Here is an 18,381-nt window from a genome sequence, read left to right on the forward strand (position 1 = left end):
CCCGCACCCACCTCGGCCATCCAACCATGACCTACCGCGGACGCTTCGCACCGTCGCCGACCGGGCCGTTGCATTACGGCTCGCTGGTCAGCGCGCTGGCCAGCTGGCTCGACGCCCGCGCGCATCGGGGCGCGTGGCTCGTACGCGTCGAGGACATCGACGGTCCGCGCACCGTCCCCGGCGCCGTCGAGGATATTCTCGCGACGCTCGCGCGCTTCGGCATGCTCGCGGACGAAACGCCCGTCTGGCAAAGCCAGCGCACGGCGCGCTACGAGCAGGCGCTGGAGCAATTGAAATCCACCGGCCTCGTCTACCCGTGCGGCTGCACGCGCAAGGAAATTGCCGACTCGCTGCTGCACGCGCATGCGCGCAACACGACGCTCGCCTACCCCGGCACCTGCCGCGCCGGACTCAACGGCAAACCCGCGCGAGCATGGCGCTTGCGCGTGCCCGACGGCGACGCGGCCGTGATTAGCTTCGAAGATCGCTGGCAAGGCGAGCAGACGCAAAACCTCGCCACCGAGGTCGGCGATTTCGTGCTGAAGCGCGCGGACGGCCAATGGGCGTATCAACTGGCGGTGGTGGTGGACGATGCGGACGCGGGCATCACGCACATCGTGCGCGGCGCGGATCTGATTGATTCGACGGCGCGGCAAATTTATCTGCAGCGCTGTCTTGGTGTGCGAACGCCGCACTATCTGCATGTGCCCGTCGTGACGAACGAGCATGGCGAAAAGCTGAGCAAGCAGAACGGCGCCACCGCGCTCGACACCGACAAGCCACTCGAAGCGTTGAGCGCCGCCGCACGGCATCTGGGACTCGATCTGCCCGGCGAGGCCCACACGACGCTAGACAGCTTCTATGCCGCCGCTACAGCGGCATGGGCAAAACGGATGGGGATGAATTTCTGAAAGCGAAAGCGTTGAAAGCGCTTCGCCGTTGCGGCCGCGAAGCGCCTGAGACTCTCAAGCGCTTACGGCTTTGCAGCGCGAATCAAGACGACGACGTCGACTTCCTGGGCATCCCGAACCCGCCCAGCAACGCCGCCAACGGCTGCTTCGAGCCCGACTTCTGCGGCGCCGCCGAAGCAGCAGACGCTTCTTCGATCTTGCGCACCGACGCAGGCGACGGCTCGTACGGCTTCAGGAAGAAATCATCCACAGGCTGCACGCGATGATGATGATGATGCGGCCGGTCGAACGACCCCGCCGACGCACCCGTGCGGCGGCGGCTGCCGCGCTCTTCACGGCCGTCGCCGCTGCGCTCGCGACGCGGCGGGCGCTCTTCATGATGATGCCGCACCGGCACATCCACAGTGAGGCGCAGCACTTCCAGCGGACGCTTGATCAGCTTCTCGATATCGGCAAGCTGCTTGCGCTCGTTCGGGCTGCACAGCGACAGCGCGTCGCCCGACGCACCCGCGCGCCCGGTACGGCCGATCCGGTGCACATAATCTTCCGCGTTGAACGGCAGGTCGAAGTTGATCACCGCGGGCAACTCGACGATATCGAGGCCCCGAGCGGCCACGTCGGTCGCCACCAGCGCTTCGATCTCGCCACGCTTGAACGCGTCGAGCGCCTGCATGCGCTCGTTCTGCGTGCGGTCGCCGTGAATCGCGGTCGCCACCACGCCGTCGCGCTCGAGGCTGCGCGCGAGACGGCTCGCGCCGATCTTGCTGTTGCAGAACACGATCACCTGCTTGAGGCCGCGCTCGCGGATCAATTGCACGACCGCGCCGGTCTTGTCGCCCTCGGCGACTTCATAGACGATTTGCGTCACGTTGGTCGCGGTCGAGTTGCTGCGCGCGACTTCGATGGTTTGCGGATTGCGCAGATACGTGGCCGCCAGCTTCTTGATTTCGCCCGAGAACGTGGCCGAGAACAGCAGCGTCTGACGCTCTTTCGGCAACAGGTTCAGGATGCGCTGCAGGTCCGGCAGGAAGCCCATGTCGAGCATCCGGTCGGCTTCGTCGAGCACGAGGATCTGCACCTGGCCGAGGTTGGCGGTTTTCTGTTGCACGTGATCGAGCAGACGGCCCGGCGTCGCGATCAGGATTTCGACGCCGCGGCGCAGTTGCTCGGACTGCGGATTCATGTCCACGCCGCCGAACACCACGGCGCTGCGCAGCGCCGTGTGCTTCGCATACGACTGCACGTTGGCGGCGACCTGGTCGGCCAGCTCGCGGGTCGGCGTGAGGATCAGCGCGCGCACCGGATGGCGCGCGGGTGACGCGCTCGTGCTGGCCTGCGGCAACAGCCGCTGGATGATCGGCAGCGAGAAGCTCGCGGTCTTGCCGGTGCCGGTTTGCGCGGCGCCCATCACGTCACGGCCGGCCAGCACGACGGGGATCGCCTGCGCCTGGATCGGCGTGGGCGTGGTGTAGCCCGATTCCTTGACGGCCTTCAGGATGTCGGGCGCGAGGCCGAATTGATCAAAAGTCTCAGTGCTGGGCGTGACGGCTGTGTCGGACATGGTGGCTTTCGCTAAAAATGCGCTTGGCGCGGTGCGCGCGGCAGCGGTCGGAACCGCAGAGGGCATCAGGATGAAGCGGAGCCACGGCGTTCCGCACGGGACCCGTCAGTATTACGGGAAAACTGCGGCCGGCTCCGGCCGGCGGAAACACCCGCCGGAAAGGCCGGTATTGTAGCACTTCAGCAAAAACACTCATGGCGCATGTGCGGGCTTTCTGCTTGCGCCGCGCAAAGCGCGCCGCGCGCGGGGCGCGGAGTGGCGGCGAAGCGGCGGCGAAGCGGCGGCCCGCCTCGCTCGCAGCGTAGTTCGCGCAGACGACAGTTGCGTGACAGGATGGACCTTGACGAGCGCCCTGTCCGGCGGCTGCGGATCGCAGAGCGCTGCCCGCGCGGGACTCCGGCGCAAGGCGGCGCACCACGCGTGCACCATGCGCCGGAGGGTTCGCCGGCCGCCCCGGTTGACCCCAGCCGCGTCGCCCCCTCTTACCACGTCTCCCGCATTACCATCAAACGCATCTCCGTCATGTCCTCGATCGCGTAGCGCACGCCTTCGCGCCCCAGCCCGGAATCCTTCACGCCGCCGTACGGCATGTTGTCGACCCGGAACGACGGCACGTCGTTGATCACCACGCCGCCCACGTCGAGCGCATCCCACGCGCGATGCGCATGCGCGAGCGAATCCGTGAACACGCCGGCTTGCAGGCCGAAGTCGCTGTCGTTGACGGCGGCGAGCGCGGCCTCGAAATCGTCGAAGCGCTCCAGGATCGCCACCGGCCCGAACGCTTCCTTGCGATACAGATCGGTGTCACGCTTCACGCCTTCGAGCAGCGTGGCCTCGAACATCGCGCCGTCGACCTTGCCGCCCGCGACGATCTTCGCGCCCGCCGCTACCGCGCCATCCATCCAGCCGGCGAGGCGCTTCGACTCCGACTCGGAGATCATCGGCCCGACGAAGGTCTTTTCGTCTTTCGGGTCGCCCATCACGAGTGACTTCGTCTTCGCGATCAGCTTCTCGCGCAGCGCGTCATAAACCTGTGCGTGCACCAAAATCCGCTGCACGCCGATGCAACTCTGCCCCGACTGATAGAACGCGCCGAACGCGAGCCGCTCGACCACGTAGTCGAGCTTGCCGCCCTGATCGCCGTCGACGATCGCGGCCGCGTTACCGCCCAGCTCCAGAATCACTTTCTTCTTGCCGGCCTTCTTCTTCAGATCCCAGCCGACCGCCGGCGAGCCGGTGAACGACAGCAGCTTGAAGCGCTCGTCGGTGGTGAAGAGATCGGCGCCGTCGCGATGCGCGGGGAGGATCGAGAACGCGCCTTTCGGCAGATCGGTTTCCGCGAGTATCTCGCCCATGATCAGCGCGCCGACCGGCGTGCGGCTCGCCGGCTTCAGCACGAACGGCACGCCCGCGGCGATCGCCGGCGCGACCTTGTGCGCGGTCAGGTTCAGCGGAAAATTGAACGGCGAAATGAACGAGCACGGGCCGATCGGCACGCGCTTCACATAGCCGTGATAGCCCTTCGCGCGCGCCGAGATTTCCAGATTGACGATCTCGCCGTCGATCCGCACGCTCTCCTCGGCGGCCACCTTGAACGTATCGATCAGACGCGTGACCTCGCCTTTCGAATCGTTGATCGGCTTGCCGGCTTCGATGCACAGCGCAAGCGCCAGTTCGTCGTAGCGCTCGCGAAAGCGCTTCACGCAATGTTCGAGCACCGCCTGGCGTTTGAACGGGGCAAACGCGCGCATCGCGGGCATCGCGTCGACGGCGTGGCCGATTGCCTTGTCGATTGCGCTCGCATCGGCCATCGCCACGCGGGTCGCCACTTCGCCGCTGAATTTATCGGTGACTTCGAGATCGGTGTTGGCGGCCACCGCTTCGTTCGCGAGATAGTACGGATAAGTCTTCTGCAACATGACGCGTTCTCCTTGATCCGATGCCTGACAGTAAGTAGCTGTAGCAGGAGCAGCACGGCCAGCGAGGCCCATGCCGCCCAATGACGCTTCAGATAAAGCTCACAGTTGCGCCGAAAGCCGCTTGATCTCGCGATTGAGCACACGCTCGTTGTCCGAATAGTCGATCGGCACATCGATCACGTGCACGCCGGGCGTCACGAAACACTCCCGCAGCAAGGGCGCGAACTGCGCGGCCGAGTCGATCCGATGGCCTTTGGCGCCATAGCTCTGCGCGTACGCGACGAAATCCGGATTGGCGAGCGTCATCCCGTAGTCCGGGAAGTTCATGTTTTCCTGCTTCCAGCGGATCATCCCGAACGCGTCGTCGCGCAGGATCAGGATCACCAGATCGAGCTTCAGGCGCACCGCCGTTTCCAGTTCCTGCGAATTCATCATGAAGCCGCCGTCGCCGCACACGGCCATCACCTTGCGGTCCGGGTGCACGATCTTCGTGGCGATCGCCGAAGGCAAGCCCGCGCCCATCGACGCCAGCGCGTTGTCGAGCAGCAGCGAATTCGGTTCATGCGCGCGGTAGTAGCGCGCGAACCAGATCTTGTACATGCCGTTGTCCAGACACACGATGCCGTCCACCGGCGTGGTCTCGTATACGTCGTTGACGATACGCACCGGGTACATCGGGAAGCGGTCGTCGTGCTGGCCTTTGACCAGATGCGCTTCCAAGTGCTGCTTGATCTCCTTGAAGCGCGTGAAGTCCCAATGCTCCTGGCGCTCCTTGAGGCTTTCCTTCAACTGCCACACCGCGTTCGCGATATCGCCGACCACTTCGATCTGCGGGAAATACACGGTGTCGACTTCCGCGCCGAGAAAGTTGACGTGAATCACCGTCTTCTCGCCCGCGTCGCCGCTGCGCATGAAGAACGGCGGCTTCTCGATCACGTCGTGGCCGACATTGATGATGCAGTCCGCATGGTCGATCGCGCGATGCACGAAGTCGCCGTCGGACAGCGTCGCGTTGCCGAGCCACATCGGATGCGATTCGTCGATCACGCCCTTGCCCATCTGCGTGGTGAAGAACGGGATGCCGATCTGGTCGACGAACTCGCGCAGCATTTTCGTGGTGGTCTTGCGATTGCCCCCCGCGCCGATCATCAGCAACGGATGCTTCGCGCCGCTGATCGCCTCGACCGCGCGCGCCACCGCTTTTTCCTCGGCAACGGGGCGGCGGCTGAAGCTCTTCGGAATCGGCTTGCCGTCGCCCTCCTCATGCGCGACGTCTTCGGGCAATTCAAGGTGCGTGGCGCCGGGCCGCTCCTCTTCGGCCTGCCGGACGGCCTCGCGCACCGCCGCCGGAATGTTGGCGACCGACACGATCTGCCGCGTGTACTTGGTGAGCGGCTCCATCATCCGCACCACGTCGACGATCTGGAAATGGCCTTGCTTGCTCGACTTGATCGGCTTTTGCCCGGTGACCATCAGCATCGGCATGCCGCCTAGCTGCGCATACGCGGCGGCAGTCACGAAGTTGGTCGCGCCGGGGCCGAGGGTGGCCAGACACACGCCGGCGCGGCCGGTGAGCCGCCCGTAGGTCGCGGCCATGAAGCCGGCCGCCTGTTCGTGCCGCGTGAGGATCAGACGGATTTTCGAGCGGCGCAGCGATTCGAGCAGATCGAGATTTTCTTCGCCGGGGATGCCGAACACGTACTCGACACCTTCGGCTTCCAGCGACTTGACGAACAGGTCCGATGCTTTCATTGAGGGTCTCGCTTGATGGTACGGCGATGGGCGGCGAGCCCAGCCGTTAGGGTCCGGAGACGGACGATCGAAGACGACGACGGCCACGCGGACAGCGCGCGGCATGGCATGACGGCACGGCGAATGCCATGCCGGACAGCTTACTACTCGGAGGGAAATGATGCGCGCAGCGGGGCGATGCCGTGCGGCTGGGATGACGGCAAGCGTCCGGCGCGAGCGGCGGTAGCACCGGCAACGGGAGCCGCCGCATCGGGCCTAGCGAATGATGGTGACGCAGTCGGACAGAATCGGCGGCGCGTTCGCGCCGGCCATCGCGTCGTAGAGGTCCGCGCGCGGGCCCTTGGTCCACCAGGTATAGCTGCCGGCCTGGTATTTCGCGCCGGACGCCGAGATCGTGTTGACGAACAGGAGCGGCTTGCCTTTGACGGGCACGAGCGCGAAGCTCTGGCCATTCGCCGTGTTCCAGTAGGTGACGTGCAGAATCTTGCCGGTCGCGCAGGTGTACTTGTGCGTCTGGCGGCTTTTGGTCTGGATCTCGCCGAACTGCAACGGCGCGGCCCACGCATTGGCGCCAAGCGCCGCGAGACCCGCCGCCGTGAGGCTTGCCACAAGCCATGTCTTCACTGGATGCCTCGAACGTTGCTGCATACCAAACTGGACAACGAAACCCGGACGGTGCGATGACAGGCCGGTCAGGGATCGATCACCGCGGCGCACGCATCGGTCGGCGCGGCCGCGACGTGCCCGATCACCGGCACGATCTTCAAGCCGGCCGATGCGACCCGGCACGGCGCAGCCGCGAGGCCGCACCCGGTCAGCGCCGCACATAGCGCGAACGACACGCCGACTGCGCCGAGACGCCCGGCCATGCCGCGCCGCGTGATCCTGCGCGATTCAAGCGCCATACGAATCCCTGCTTCAATCAGCTTCGATGAGCCCAACCGGCCCGGCGAGCCGCCGTCATTCGGAATGCGCGCGGCCAAACTGCCGCACGCGCGGTTCATGCATCGAAACACTCGCGAGCGCATCCCGCCGCGCCGCTTGCCTCGACCTTACTTCGACGACACCGGCCGCACCGCCGCCGCGGCCTGCTTCGCGCGCGAACGCGCGTCGTCGAGGTTCTCGCCGGTGGCGAGCGCAACACCCATGCGGCGCTTGACGAAGCTCTCCGGCTTGCCGAACAGGCGCAGATCCGCGTGGGGCACCGCCAACGCCGCCGCGACGCCTTCGAAGGCGATGCCGGCTTCGTCCAGACCGCCGTAGATCACCGCCGATGCCCCCGGCGCCCGCAGCGACGTATCCACCGGCAAGCCGAGGATCGCGCGCGCATGCAGCTCGAACTCCGAGAAGCGTTGCGAACACAGCGTGACGAGCCCCGTGTCGTGCGGACGCGGGCTCACTTCGGAGAACCATACGTCATCGCCCCGCACGAAAAGTTCCACGCCGAACAGGCCCCGCCCGCCGAGCGCAGCCGTCACCTTGCGAGCCACTTCGCGCGAACGTTCGAGCGCGAGCGGGCTCATCGGCTGCGGCTGCCACGATTCGACATAGTCGCCCGCGACCTGCACGTGGCCGATCGGATCGCAGAAATACGTGCTGACCGCGCCGCTCGCCGGGTCGATCGCGCGCACGGTCAACTGCGTGATCTCGTATTCGAAGTCGATAAAGCCTTCGACGATCACGCGGCCGTAATTCACGCGGCCGCCCGCCATCGCATACTGCCAGGCGGGTTCGACGTCGGCGTCGCTTCTGAGCACCGACTGCCCCTTGCCCGACGACGACATCACCGGCTTCACGACGCACGGATAGCCGACCTTGGCGATGCCGGCGCGCAGTTCGTCGAGCGAATCGGCGAACGCGTACGGCGAGGTCGGCAAGCCGAGCTCTTCGGCCGCGAGACGGCGGATGCCTTCACGATTCATCGTGAGCTGGGTGGCGCGCGCGGTCGGGATCACTTCGGCGAGACCGTCGGTTTCGATCGCGGCGAGCGCGTCGGTGGCGATCGCCTCGATCTCGGGGACGATGAGATGCGGGCGCTCCAGCTCGACCAGCGCGCGCAGCGCGGCGCGGTCGGTCATGTCGATCACGTGCGAGCGATGCGCGACCTGATGACCCGGCGCATTCGGATAACGGTCGACGGCGATCACTTCGACGCCCAGCCGTTGCAGCGCGATGATCACTTCCTTGCCGAGCTCGCCGGCACCGAGCAGCATGACGCGCGTGGCGGAGTCAGAAAGCGGCGTGCCGATCCGTTGGCCGATCTGCATGATGTCTCCAAAAAAGTCGGAATGAGAGTGGGATTGGTTAGAGCGCGATGTTAACATGCGGGCCCCTCGCCGCGCCTTGCTCGCGGCGGCCGCATTCGTGTGTCGCCAGCTGCGCATGGGAGGCCCGACGCGGCTCGACGGGACACGGCGGCGGCGCGCACGGGCACCGCTGCAATCTCATTAAAGTATCCGCACGCCGTTGCGCTCGCGTGCGGCAAGCTTAGTGCGTTACCCTTACGCCTTCGCCAGTTTGAAGAGGAACGACGCCATGCTCCAAAGCTCCTCCGCGCGAGGTGTTGCGCGCTTCACCACTCATGCGCGCGCGGCCCTCGCCGCGTTGAGCGTCGCCGCGCTGATGAGCGCCTGCGCGATCCCGAAACATCCCGACTCGGCCGCCGCGGCGCCCGATCCATTCAATCCCGCCGCCGCGCAGTTGCTCGACGACACCAGCTGGGTGTTGACCGCATGGAAGCAGAACGACGGCACGGCGCGCGCGCTGCCGTCCGCGGATCAGGGCGAGCCGATCACGCTGACGCTCTCCACCAAGACCGGCCAGCGTCACGCGAGCGGCTTTTCCGGCTGCAACCGCTACATGGGTTCGTATGCGCTGAAGGACGGCAAGCTGAGCTTCGGGCCGCTGGCCGGCACGCGCATGGCGTGCATGACGCCGGGCGGCAAGATCGAAGGCGCGTTTCTCGACGCGCTGACGCGCATCGACCGCACCGGCGTGCAGATGCGCCCGCCGCAACAGATGCAGCTGATACTCGATAACGGCGACACGTTGACGTTCGATCGCAGCGACAAGTGAACGGCGCTGACCAGGGCCGGCTGATGGCCGGCCGGCAGCGTGTCGCGTGATGCGGACGGCGTGGCTTGCGATGCGGCGGCGGCCCAACCTTCCGACGCATCATCGAGCGCGCGCGGCCGCGTTCGAGACGGTCTGCGCGAGCTGCGCGGGCCGCTCCGGCAGCCGTTGTTTTGCACCGATGGCGGGCCGCGCGCCGGTCCGCTTTCCCATCAGACGCAAGCATACTTGCGTCGGCCGTCGAAGCCTCGGGCTGCGCCGGTTAAACTCGACGGATTGCGTTTTCGCGCGTCCATCATTCGTTGATGTCTAGTATGCACACGGTAGTTTTCGGCTGGTTCGGCGGGTCGGCCGTCTGGTTCATTCCTCTTTTGTGGCGCCTCGTGAAGTCGGTGCTGCCGGGCGGCGCAGGCTTGCGCGGTCCCGGCACGATCCGGCTGTGGCTGGGCTTCGTCTGCGTGATGGCGGCGAGCTGCACGTTGGAGGCAGCGCTGATCGGCATCGCGGACGTCAATGGCCTGGGCCATGCGCTGGCCGCGGGCTTCGGCCATCTGCTCGGACATATCGGCACGCCGCTCGCGGCGCTCGCCCTGCTCGTGATCAGCCTGCCCTGGCTGATCGATTTCCGCTGGCGAGATTTCGCCGCGTGGGCGGACGGCGCGTTCGGTCTCGGTTTGTCGCGTGGCCTCGCGAGGCGCGACGAGCAGGCGCGCCGTCATCGCAGCGTCGAGGAGGGTTTGCCTTCGCCCGTTTCGCCGGCCACCAATACGATGGCGCCGAAGAGCAATGGGCGCTATGCGCGGCCGACAGTGTGGCGGCCACCGGTGAGCGGCCGCAGTGCGGGTGCGGGCGCCGGCGGGAATGCGGGCGCGGGTGCGGCGGGCATGGCGTCGGGTAAGGACGCGGGCGCGCGTGGCAGCAGGTCGAGCTGGCGTGCCGGCGCGCCCGCCGCGCGCGCTCTGGCGAAGCAGATTGAGCCGGTTTTGCGCACAGGTACTGCGGTATCGCCGCGTCAGGCATCAGCGTTGAATCCGGACAAGACTGCGTTCTTGCCGACCGAGCCGGTTGCGCCGGCGGGATGGCTGCGTGAGACCGCGCCGCGTTCCGGTGCTGCGGGACGCATGGAGGCGTCGGGTACGTCAGGTGGCGTGCCTCGCGATCCTGCCTTGCAGGTCGGCCGGCGCTCGGCCGGCGAGCAGCGTCCGGCGGGATCGTCTGGGGCCGGCGCGGGCCGGGCGGCTGCGGCTGGTGTGGCCGCTGCTGCGTCGGGTGCGGCAGGTGCGGCGGCGCAAGCGGCTTACGCTGGCGCGGCGGCGCGCACGGCGTCGGGCGCGCTTGCAGGCGGCGTGAGCGGCGCGGCTGCGCATTCGACGGCTCATCCCGCAGGCGGCGGCGTGAGCCGTGGGTCGACGATGCAGAGTTCGGCTGGCGCGGCAACTCCCCTCAACCGTACCGCGACGCCTCGTCAACCGTTTCCGGCCGCGCCGCTTGCGAACGGCGTCACGCCGGCGCCAGACTCGCGCCGCCCGGCACCGGCTTTCACTCGCCCGATGCCCACAGCGCAGAAAACCTCGCCGCCTGCCAGTGTAGAGGAAACGCTTCGCAGCATCGCCGAAAACGCCGCGCGCTGGACCGATCTGGCCGGCGTGAGCCTCGCGCGCAGCAGCGGCGCGGAAGGTGCGAAGGGCGTGGTTGCGGCGAACGCCGCGCCGTCTTTCGAGGTTGAGAGGTCCGGCGAGGATGCCCCGAGTATCGACCCGGTTCAGACAGCGTCGGCGACGAGCGCGTATGAGCCGGCGCGCGAGGGCGTCGAGCGGGCGGCGGCGCATCCATTGGCCTATGCGCCCGTCGAGACAGCGCCGATTGAACCGACGCGCGCGGACGCCGCGTTCGATGTGCCGCCGGTCGAGGTCGGCGCGGAGCCTGTCGTGCAATGGCCGATCCAGCCGCCGATCATTCACACGCCGCCGATGGCTGTGGCGGAGTCGACGCCGGATGGCGCGGCTGGCGATATCGCTGAGCGTGCGACAGCCGCGTTTGCGCGCCCGGGATCTGTGTCTGATGCGGTGGTGGCTGGTGTGGCTGGTGTGGCTGACGCGGTTGTGTCTGCACCCGCCGTGACTTCACCTGTTGTCTCTACACCAGCCCCGTCCACACCTCCCACACCTGCACCGCGACGCACGCCCCCTATCGCGACTCCCACACCCTTCCAAACTTTCGCGACCCAGTGGCAAGCGGGCGACAAACAAACAGACGAAGAAGCCGAAGACACCTCACCGTTCGAGGACGACTCGCCACAAGCGCCGGCACCGATCGACAGCCACCCGCGTCCCAACGTCGAGCCCGCTCACCCGCTCGATCGACCCGTAGCGCCTTCGCACGCCACCGCGTCGCCTGCGGTGGCACCCGCGCACGTCGAAGAAGCTGCTTCTATCGCTGCGCCGCGCTTCGCCGCTGCACCGGCAGCGCAGCCACCCAAACCTGAGGCCGAAATCGTCATCGATCAGGCGCCAGCGCCTTGGCAAACACGCACCGCGCCGCAGGCAACGCATCCCGCAGCAGCAACACAGAGCGCACCGCCTGTCAGCCACGCCCATACGGCCACGCCTGACGAATCCCTGCCACCGTCTGACAACACCCCGCCGCTGCAATCCACGAGCACGAGCAAGCAAGCGGCATCGGCCGACACGCAAGCAGCGAACACCCCTGCGCTTCCGAACCTATTGGAAGCCGCGAGCACATTCACTTCGTCGGCAGCGGCGCACGCAGCCAGCATCGCTCCTTCTATCGCGCCGCAAGCGTCGAACGTGGTTCGCTTCCCCGGCTTTGCCGCTCAACCCGCACCACCGGCACCCTGGTCCCACGCGGAAGAAGCCATCGGCGCGCAAGACCCTGCTATCACCAGCGCCCCCGCCATCGATTCGCCCATCGCCCCGATAACACTGACAACGTCCGCAATCCCGGCAACCTCAACCACGGCGATCACCCCACAAGCGCCCCACTTCACCCCCGAGCCGCCCGCCGCGGAACCCGCCGCCCAACGCCCGCCGCTGCGCGGCCACCCACCGGTCAACGGCTTCGAATTCCACGCGCCCGCCGCGTCGATGGTCGAATTGCCGACGCTCGATCTGCTCGCACCCGCGGACACCGACGTCGAACCGGTCTCCGAAGAAAAGCTCATCGAAACCGGTCTGCTGATCGAGCAGCGTCTGCAGGAATTCAAAGTGCCTGTCACGGTGGTCGGCGCGTCGGCCGGTCCGGTCATCACGCGCTTCGAAGTCGAGCCGGCGCTCGGCGTGCGCGGCAGCCAGATCGTCGGGCTGATGAAGGACCTGTCGCGCGGGCTCGGTCTCACGTCGATCCGCGTCGTCGAAACGATTCCCGGCAAGACCTGTATGGGCCTCGAATTGCCGAACGCGAAGCGCCAGACGATCCGTCTGTCGGAAATCCTCGAAGCCAGCGTCTATCAGAACTCGCACTCGCAGCTGACGCTGGCGATGGGCAAGGACATCACCGGCCATCCGGTCGTCGCCGATCTGGCGAAGGCGCCGCACATGCTGGTCGCGGGCACGACCGGCTCGGGCAAGTCCGTCGCGATCAACGCGATGATCTGCTCGCTGCTCTACAAGGCGACGCCCGAAGAAGTGCGCCTCATCATGATCGACCCGAAGATGCTGGAGCTGTCGGTGTACGAAGGCATTCCGCATCTGCTCGCGCCGGTCGTCACCGACATGAAGCTCGCGGCCAACGCGCTGAACTGGTGTGTCGGCGAAATGGAGAAGCGCTACCGCTTGATGTCGGCGGTCGGCGTGCGCAATCTTGCCGGCTTCAACCAGAAAATCCGCGACACCGAAGCGAAAGGCAAGAAGCTCGGCAACCCGTTCTCGCTGACGCCCGACGCGCCCGAGCCGCTCGCGCCGCTGCCGCTGATCGTGGTCGTGATCGACGAACTCGCGGACCTGATGATGGTGGCGGGCAAGAAGATCGAAGAGCTGATCGCGCGGCTCGCCCAGAAGGCGCGCGCGGCCGGCATCCACCTGATTCTGGCGACGCAGCGGCCCTCGGTCGACGTGATCACCGGGCTCATCAAGGCGAACATTCCAACGCGTGTCGCGTTCCAGGTGTCGTCGAAGATCGACTCGCGCACGATTCTCGATCAGATGGGCGCCGAGTCGCTGCTCGGCCAGGGCGACATGCTGTTCCTGCCGCCGGGCACGGGCTACCCGCAACGGGTGCACGGCGCGTTCGTCGCCGACGAGGAAGTGCACCGGATCGTCGAATACCTGAAGCAGTTCGGCGAGCCGCAGTACGAGGAAGGCATTCTCGACGGCCCGGCCACCGATGGCGGCGCGGCGCAGGACCTGTTCGGCGAATCGCCGGATGCGGAAGCCGACCCGCTCTACGACGAAGCCGTCGCGTTCGTGGTGCGCACGCGGCGCGCGTCGATTTCGTCGGTGCAGCGGCAGTTGCGCATCGGCTATAACCGCGCGGCGCGTCTGGTCGAACAGATGGAGACGGCGGGACTCGTGTCGGCGATGAGCATCAACGGCAGCCGCGAAGTGCTCGCGCCTGGGCAGGCGGAATAACGGCGCTCGGTGCGCAACCGTCTGCGCCACACAGTCCGCCGCGGAAAGACGGGCCGCTCGACGCGGCCCGTCTTTTCATCCGCCCGCGCGTTCAGCTCACGGGCATATCAAGCCATCCTTCAAGACGGCGACACCAGCTTGAAATCCACCGGCGAGCCGAGTTCGAAGTGCTGCTTCGGCGTCGGATCGAGCAGACCGGTTTGCTGATCGCGCTTGAAGACGTACACGGTATCGCTGTTCTGATTGCCGACGATCAACCAGTTGCCGCTCGGGTCGATCGCGAATTCACGCGGCGACTTGCCGAGGCTCGATTGATGCCCGATCTTCTTCAGACGCCCATTGGCGGGATCGACCGAGAAGATCACGATCTCATTCGCGTCGCCGCGATTGGACGCGTACACGAAGCGCCCGTCCGGTGACATGTGAATGGCCGCGGCGCCCACCGCGCCCTTGAAGCCCGGGTCGGTGAGCGACAGCGATTGCACCTGCGTGAGCTTGCCGTCGCGGTAATCGAGCGTGCTGACGGTGCCGGCCAGTTCGCTCGTCAGATACGCGTGCTTGCCGTCCGCGCCGAAAATCAGATGGCGCGGACCCGTGCCGGCCTTCTGCTGCGTATAGCCCCAGTCGGTCGGAGTGACCGGGCCGTGGCTGTCGCCCGGCGTGTAGCGGTACGCGTACAGCTTGTCGGCGCCGAGGTCCTGCGTGAACAGATACTGCCCATCCCGTGAGAACACCGTCGAGTGAACGTGCGAACTGTCCTGACGTCCCTTCACTGGACCGCCGCCCTCGTGATGCACGGTGAGCACCGACGTGCCGACCTGGCCGTCGCCCTGCAACGGAAACACCGCGAAGCTGCCGCCCGGGTCGGCCGCCACCGAGTAGTTCGCGGTCAGCAAATACTTCTCGTCCGGTGAGAAGCTGAGATAGCACGGATCATTGCCGTCCGACGACACCTTGTTGAGAAATGTCAGCTGTCCCTGCGCGGCGTCGAAGCGAAACGCGCTGATGCCGCCGCGCTGCGTGGCCGGGCCGTTGTCGCCGGGCAATTCGTTGACCGCGTAGACGAAGCGGCGGTCGCGGCTCACCACGAGGAACGACGGATTGACCGTCTGCGCCACCGACACCCGCGTGGCCGCGCCGGTCTTCGTGTCGAAGCGGTAGACGTAGATGCCCTCGCTCTTGCCGGCGGTGTACGTGCCGATGAGCATGTGGTAGACCCCATCCGCGGGGACCGGGCCGGAATCTTGCGCGTACGCATGCGACGCAACAATCGATACCATGAGCATGAAACCTTTTATGATCGAATGGGCGGTGCAAAGCGGAGCGGACCGCCGCGCGCGCCACGACGTGGAATCAGCGGCGCAAGCCGGAAAGGCAAGCAACGAAGGTGGAGCAGTAAGCGAAGCAGAACTCGAAACGGCAGGCACGGCGCCCCGGCGACGACGAAGCATAGAACCTCCTGACATCGGTTATTGGGTCGAAGCGGTTGTACTGGAGTCTCTGGTCTGCCGCGCGGTGGGTCGAGCGTTGTTCTTATCGAGGCAAGTATAGAAGCGTTACGCAGGATCATGCAGCGAATCCGGCTGCCGGCATCCGGCGCGCATCGGTAGCCATTGTCCAGCGTCGCGGGACATTTTTTCAATCGCGTCTCACGCGTTTCACACTACGGAGTCTTCATGAACGTCACACTCAGCCTGGGCCCGCTGGTTTCGTTGATCGCCGGTATTCTGATTCTCGTCATGCCGCGCCTGTTGAACTACATCGTCGCGCTCTATCTGATCATCATTGGCATCATTGGGATCTTCGACGTGGGATCGAAGCACTTCTGAGCGGCTGCGGTCGGCCGGCGCAAGCGGTAATGCACGCCTGGGCGGGCGCAGCGCGCGCCCGGCCAGGTTTTTGCATCGACGGGATGAAGGCGTGACGAAGCGCGCGCAAAGGCGCGTCCGATGAGCACCTACGGGCGACCATGCATCAGCGCGCAGTGCGGCACTGCGCGAACGCAATGCCCATCGCGAAGAAGCGCCGCCACGCGGTGCAAGCTCGATGTAGGGCGGCCGCTGGCTCGCGCCCAGCAGGTTCGCGAGTGACGAAGGCTTAAGTCCGCTGCCAGTCCCGGAGCCGCAACTCAGCCCTGCGACAGCTGTTCGAGCCGCAGCCGTCCCTGCAACGACAACGCGCCGACGGCATAATGGCCGTCACCTTCCTGATAACGCCGGAAGCAAGCCCGTTCGACCAGGAAAGACGCGGCGGTCAGCAAGCCGTTGCGGCTCAGGCCCAGCCGGGCAGGATCGAGCGGCAGCATTGAATCGCCGGCAAGTTCGCTGGCGGCCGAGAGAATCGTGATGCAATCGGATTTCGAAGGGTTCAGCATGGCTTTCGTCCTCGGAAACGGCGTCTGCATACGCCATGGGCAAGGCCGACTCGCAATCCGGGAGGGTCCGGACATCGGCTGGATTTTTGATTGTAGGCATTCGTTCGACAGATTACCAACCCGCGTTTTGCCGCATTGCGCGATGAACCAAACTGCATCGCGCGGGTCCGGTAGTAACCACGACTTTCGCGCGGCGGCCCGCGCCGCCCGTCATCACTGACACGCTCCCTCCATGCCCGCACTCATCGAAGACTATGCGCTCATCGGCGACGGCCACACGGCCGCGCTCGTTTCCCGCGAAGGTTCCGTCGACTGGCTCTGCTGGCCGCGTTTCGACTCCGGCGCCTGCTTCGCCGCCCTGCTCGGCACGCCCGAGAACGGCCGCTGGCTGCTCTCGCCGGTCTCCGACAGCGCGCCGACCATCACGCGCCGGTATCGCGGCGAAACCCTGATTCTCGAAACCGAATTCGCCACGCCCGAGGGCGCCGTCACGCTGATCGATTTCATGCCGCCGGGCAATGGCTGGTCCGAGCTGGTGCGCATCGTTGTCGGCAAGCGCGGCAGCGTGCGCATGAAGATGGAGCTGGTGCTGCGCTTCGACTATGGCTTTTCGATTCCGTGGGTCGACCGGCTCAAGCACGATAGCGGCATCAAGGCGATCGTCGGGCCGGACAACGCGGTGCTGCGCACGCCGGTCGAATTGCGCGGCGAGGACATGAGAACCGTCGCCGAATTCACGGTAAGCGAAGGCGAACGGGTGCCGTTTTCGCTCGCCTATGCGCCGTCGCATCTGCGCATTCCGCCCGCGCGCGATCCGCACACCGCGCTCGCACGCACCGAGAACCACTGGCTCGAATGGTCGGCGCGCGGCACCGTCGAAGGCCGATGGGCCGAACCGATCCGCCGGTCGCTGATCACGCTGCGCGCGCTCGCCTACGAGCCCACCGGCGGCATCGTCGCGGCGCCCACCACGTCGCTGCCGGAACAGCTCGGCGGCACGCGCAACTGGGACTACCGCTACTGCTGGCTGCGCGACGCCACCATCACCCTGCTTGCGATGATGCGTGGCGGCCACTACGACGAAGCGCGCGCGTGGCGCAGCTGGCTCGGCCGCGTGATGGCGGGCGCGCCGGAACAGTTGCAGATCATGTATGGGATCGCCGGCGAGCGGCGGCTGCCGGAATTCGAAATCGACTGGCTGCCGGGCTATCAGGGCGCGAAGCCGGTGCGCATCGGCAATAACGCGGTCGGCCAGCGCCAGCTCGACGTTTATGGCGAAGTGATGAACGCGCTGCATCTGGCACGCATGGGCGGCCTGCAAGCGGACGACACCGCGTGGAACGTGCAACGCGCGCTGCTGGGTCACCTCGAAACGATCTGGCAGGAGCCCGACGAAGGCATCTGGGAAACGCGTGGCGGCCGCCAGCATTTCACGTTCTCGAAGGTGATGGCGTGGGTCGCGTTCGATCGCGCGATCAAATCGGCCGAGATGTTCAAACTCGACGGCCCGCTCGACGACTGGCGCGCGATCCGCGACAAGATTCACGCGGAAGTCTGCGAGAAAGCGTGGAATCCCGCGCTCAACGCGTTCTCGCAGTACTACGGCAGCGACCAGCTGGACGCGAGCGTATTGCTGCTGCCGCTGGTCGGCTTCCTGCGGCCGCACGATCCGCGCATCAAGGGCACCGTGGCGGCAATCGAAAAGGACCTGATGCGCGACGGCTTCGTGATGCGCTATCGCACCACCGAATACGACGACGGCCTGCCGCCCGGCGAAGGAACGTTCCTTGCATGCTCGTTCTGGATGGTGGACAACCTGGCGTTGCAAGGCCGCGTCGGTGAAGCCATCGAGATGTACGAACGGCTGCTCGCGCTATGCAACGACGTGGGTCTGCTCGCTGAAGAGTATGATCCGCTCGAAAAGCGTCTGGTAGGCAACTTCCCGCAGGCGTTCTCGCATGTGGCGCTGGTGCACACCGGCCTGAACCTGATGAAGCACGAACAGGAAATGGCGCAGGCAACCGGCCATCCGGCCCATAACGGCAGCGGATCGGCGGAACTTAAGGCTGAGGCAACCCCGGATAGCGGCGCGGCAGCATCGCCAGTAGCATGATTTAATGACGCTTTGCGCGCTGCTCGCACGGAAATTGTTGCATTGCACAAACTCGAGTAGTTGGTTATTATCAGCGAGTAGTTGGTTATTATC

Annotated in this window: 13 protein-coding genes; 5 read left to right on the forward strand and 8 right to left on the reverse strand. The window is 66.1% G+C overall.

Features of this window, described 5'->3' with window-relative positions:
• Positions 1-26: 26 nt before the first annotated feature.
• Positions 27-911: a tRNA glutamyl-Q(34) synthetase GluQRS gene (gene gluQRS / locus PQR02_RS16790; protein WP_408232881.1), complete on the forward strand. Its 885-nt coding sequence runs from the start codon at positions 27-29 to the stop codon at positions 909-911.
• A gap of 82 nt (positions 912-993) precedes the next feature.
• Here the strand turns inward: gluQRS and PQR02_RS16795 are convergent, their stop codons facing one another.
• From PQR02_RS16795 to purT, 6 genes are all read right to left on the reverse strand, one after another.
• Positions 994-2,472 carry a DEAD/DEAH box helicase gene (locus PQR02_RS16795; protein ID WP_408232884.1) on the reverse strand — a complete coding sequence of 493 codons (1,479 nt, stop codon included), beginning with the start codon at positions 2,470-2,472 and terminating at the stop codon, positions 994-996.
• A gap of 482 nt (positions 2,473-2,954) precedes the next feature.
• On the reverse strand, positions 2,955-4,391 hold the full coding sequence (locus tag PQR02_RS16800; RefSeq protein ID WP_408232887.1) for an aldehyde dehydrogenase family protein: 1,437 nt from the start codon (positions 4,389-4,391) through the stop codon (positions 2,955-2,957).
• A gap of 99 nt (positions 4,392-4,490) precedes the next feature.
• On the reverse strand, positions 4,491-6,143 hold the full coding sequence (locus PQR02_RS16805) for an acetolactate synthase large subunit (protein WP_408232890.1): 1,653 nt from the start codon (positions 6,141-6,143) through the stop codon (positions 4,491-4,493).
• Positions 6,144-6,398: 255 nt separating this feature from the next.
• Positions 6,399-6,767 (reverse strand): MliC family protein, encoded by a 369-nt coding sequence (locus PQR02_RS16810; RefSeq protein WP_408232893.1) that lies wholly within the window; start codon positions 6,765-6,767, stop codon positions 6,399-6,401.
• Between the two features lie 68 nt (positions 6,768-6,835).
• A complete protein-coding gene (locus PQR02_RS16815) occupies positions 6,836-7,048 on the reverse strand; it encodes a DUF6726 family protein (RefSeq protein ID WP_408232896.1) in 213 nt (70 codons plus the stop codon).
• Between the two features lie 147 nt (positions 7,049-7,195).
• Positions 7,196-8,410: a formate-dependent phosphoribosylglycinamide formyltransferase gene (gene purT, locus PQR02_RS16820; protein ID WP_408232899.1), complete on the reverse strand. Its 1,215-nt coding sequence runs from the start codon at positions 8,408-8,410 to the stop codon at positions 7,196-7,198.
• A gap of 268 nt (positions 8,411-8,678) precedes the next feature.
• Here purT and PQR02_RS16825 point away from each other — a divergent pair, with 268 nt between their 5' ends.
• Together PQR02_RS16825 and PQR02_RS41025 are read left to right on the forward strand one after the other, a co-directional pair.
• The gene (locus tag PQR02_RS16825; RefSeq protein ID WP_408232902.1) at positions 8,679-9,218 is read left to right on the forward strand and encodes an META domain-containing protein; all 540 of its coding nucleotides are present in this window, start codon (positions 8,679-8,681) and stop codon (positions 9,216-9,218) included.
• Positions 9,219-9,529: 311 nt separating this feature from the next.
• Positions 9,530-13,801 carry a DNA translocase FtsK gene (locus PQR02_RS41025; protein ID WP_459252058.1) on the forward strand — a complete coding sequence of 1,424 codons (4,272 nt, stop codon included), beginning with the start codon at positions 9,530-9,532 and terminating at the stop codon, positions 13,799-13,801.
• A 119-nt stretch (positions 13,802-13,920) separates the two neighbouring features.
• Here PQR02_RS41025 and PQR02_RS16835 read toward each other — a convergent pair whose 3' ends face one another.
• The gene (locus PQR02_RS16835) at positions 13,921-15,252 is read right to left on the reverse strand and encodes a lactonase family protein (RefSeq protein WP_459252050.1); all 1,332 of its coding nucleotides are present in this window, start codon (positions 15,250-15,252) and stop codon (positions 13,921-13,923) included.
• Positions 15,253-15,477: 225 nt separating this feature from the next.
• Between PQR02_RS16835 and PQR02_RS16840 the strand changes: the two genes are divergently transcribed.
• Positions 15,478-15,630, forward strand: coding sequence for a DUF3096 domain-containing protein (locus tag PQR02_RS16840; RefSeq protein WP_408232908.1), 153 nt, complete (start codon positions 15,478-15,480; stop codon positions 15,628-15,630).
• Positions 15,631-15,929: 299 nt separating this feature from the next.
• Here the strand turns inward: PQR02_RS16840 and PQR02_RS16845 are convergent, their stop codons facing one another.
• The gene (locus PQR02_RS16845) at positions 15,930-16,175 is read right to left on the reverse strand and encodes a hypothetical protein (RefSeq protein WP_408233131.1); all 246 of its coding nucleotides are present in this window, start codon (positions 16,173-16,175) and stop codon (positions 15,930-15,932) included.
• Between the two features lie 232 nt (positions 16,176-16,407).
• Between PQR02_RS16845 and PQR02_RS16850 the strand changes: the two genes are divergently transcribed.
• Positions 16,408-18,288, forward strand: coding sequence for a glycoside hydrolase family 15 protein (locus PQR02_RS16850; RefSeq protein WP_408232911.1), 1,881 nt, complete (start codon positions 16,408-16,410; stop codon positions 18,286-18,288).
• The last annotated feature ends 93 nt before the right edge of the window (positions 18,289-18,381 follow it).

It is taken from the genome of Paraburkholderia sediminicola, from assembly GCF_046026895.1.
In the GTDB taxonomy this organism is placed as follows: Bacteria; Pseudomonadota; Gammaproteobacteria; order Burkholderiales; family Burkholderiaceae; genus Paraburkholderia; species Paraburkholderia sediminicola_C.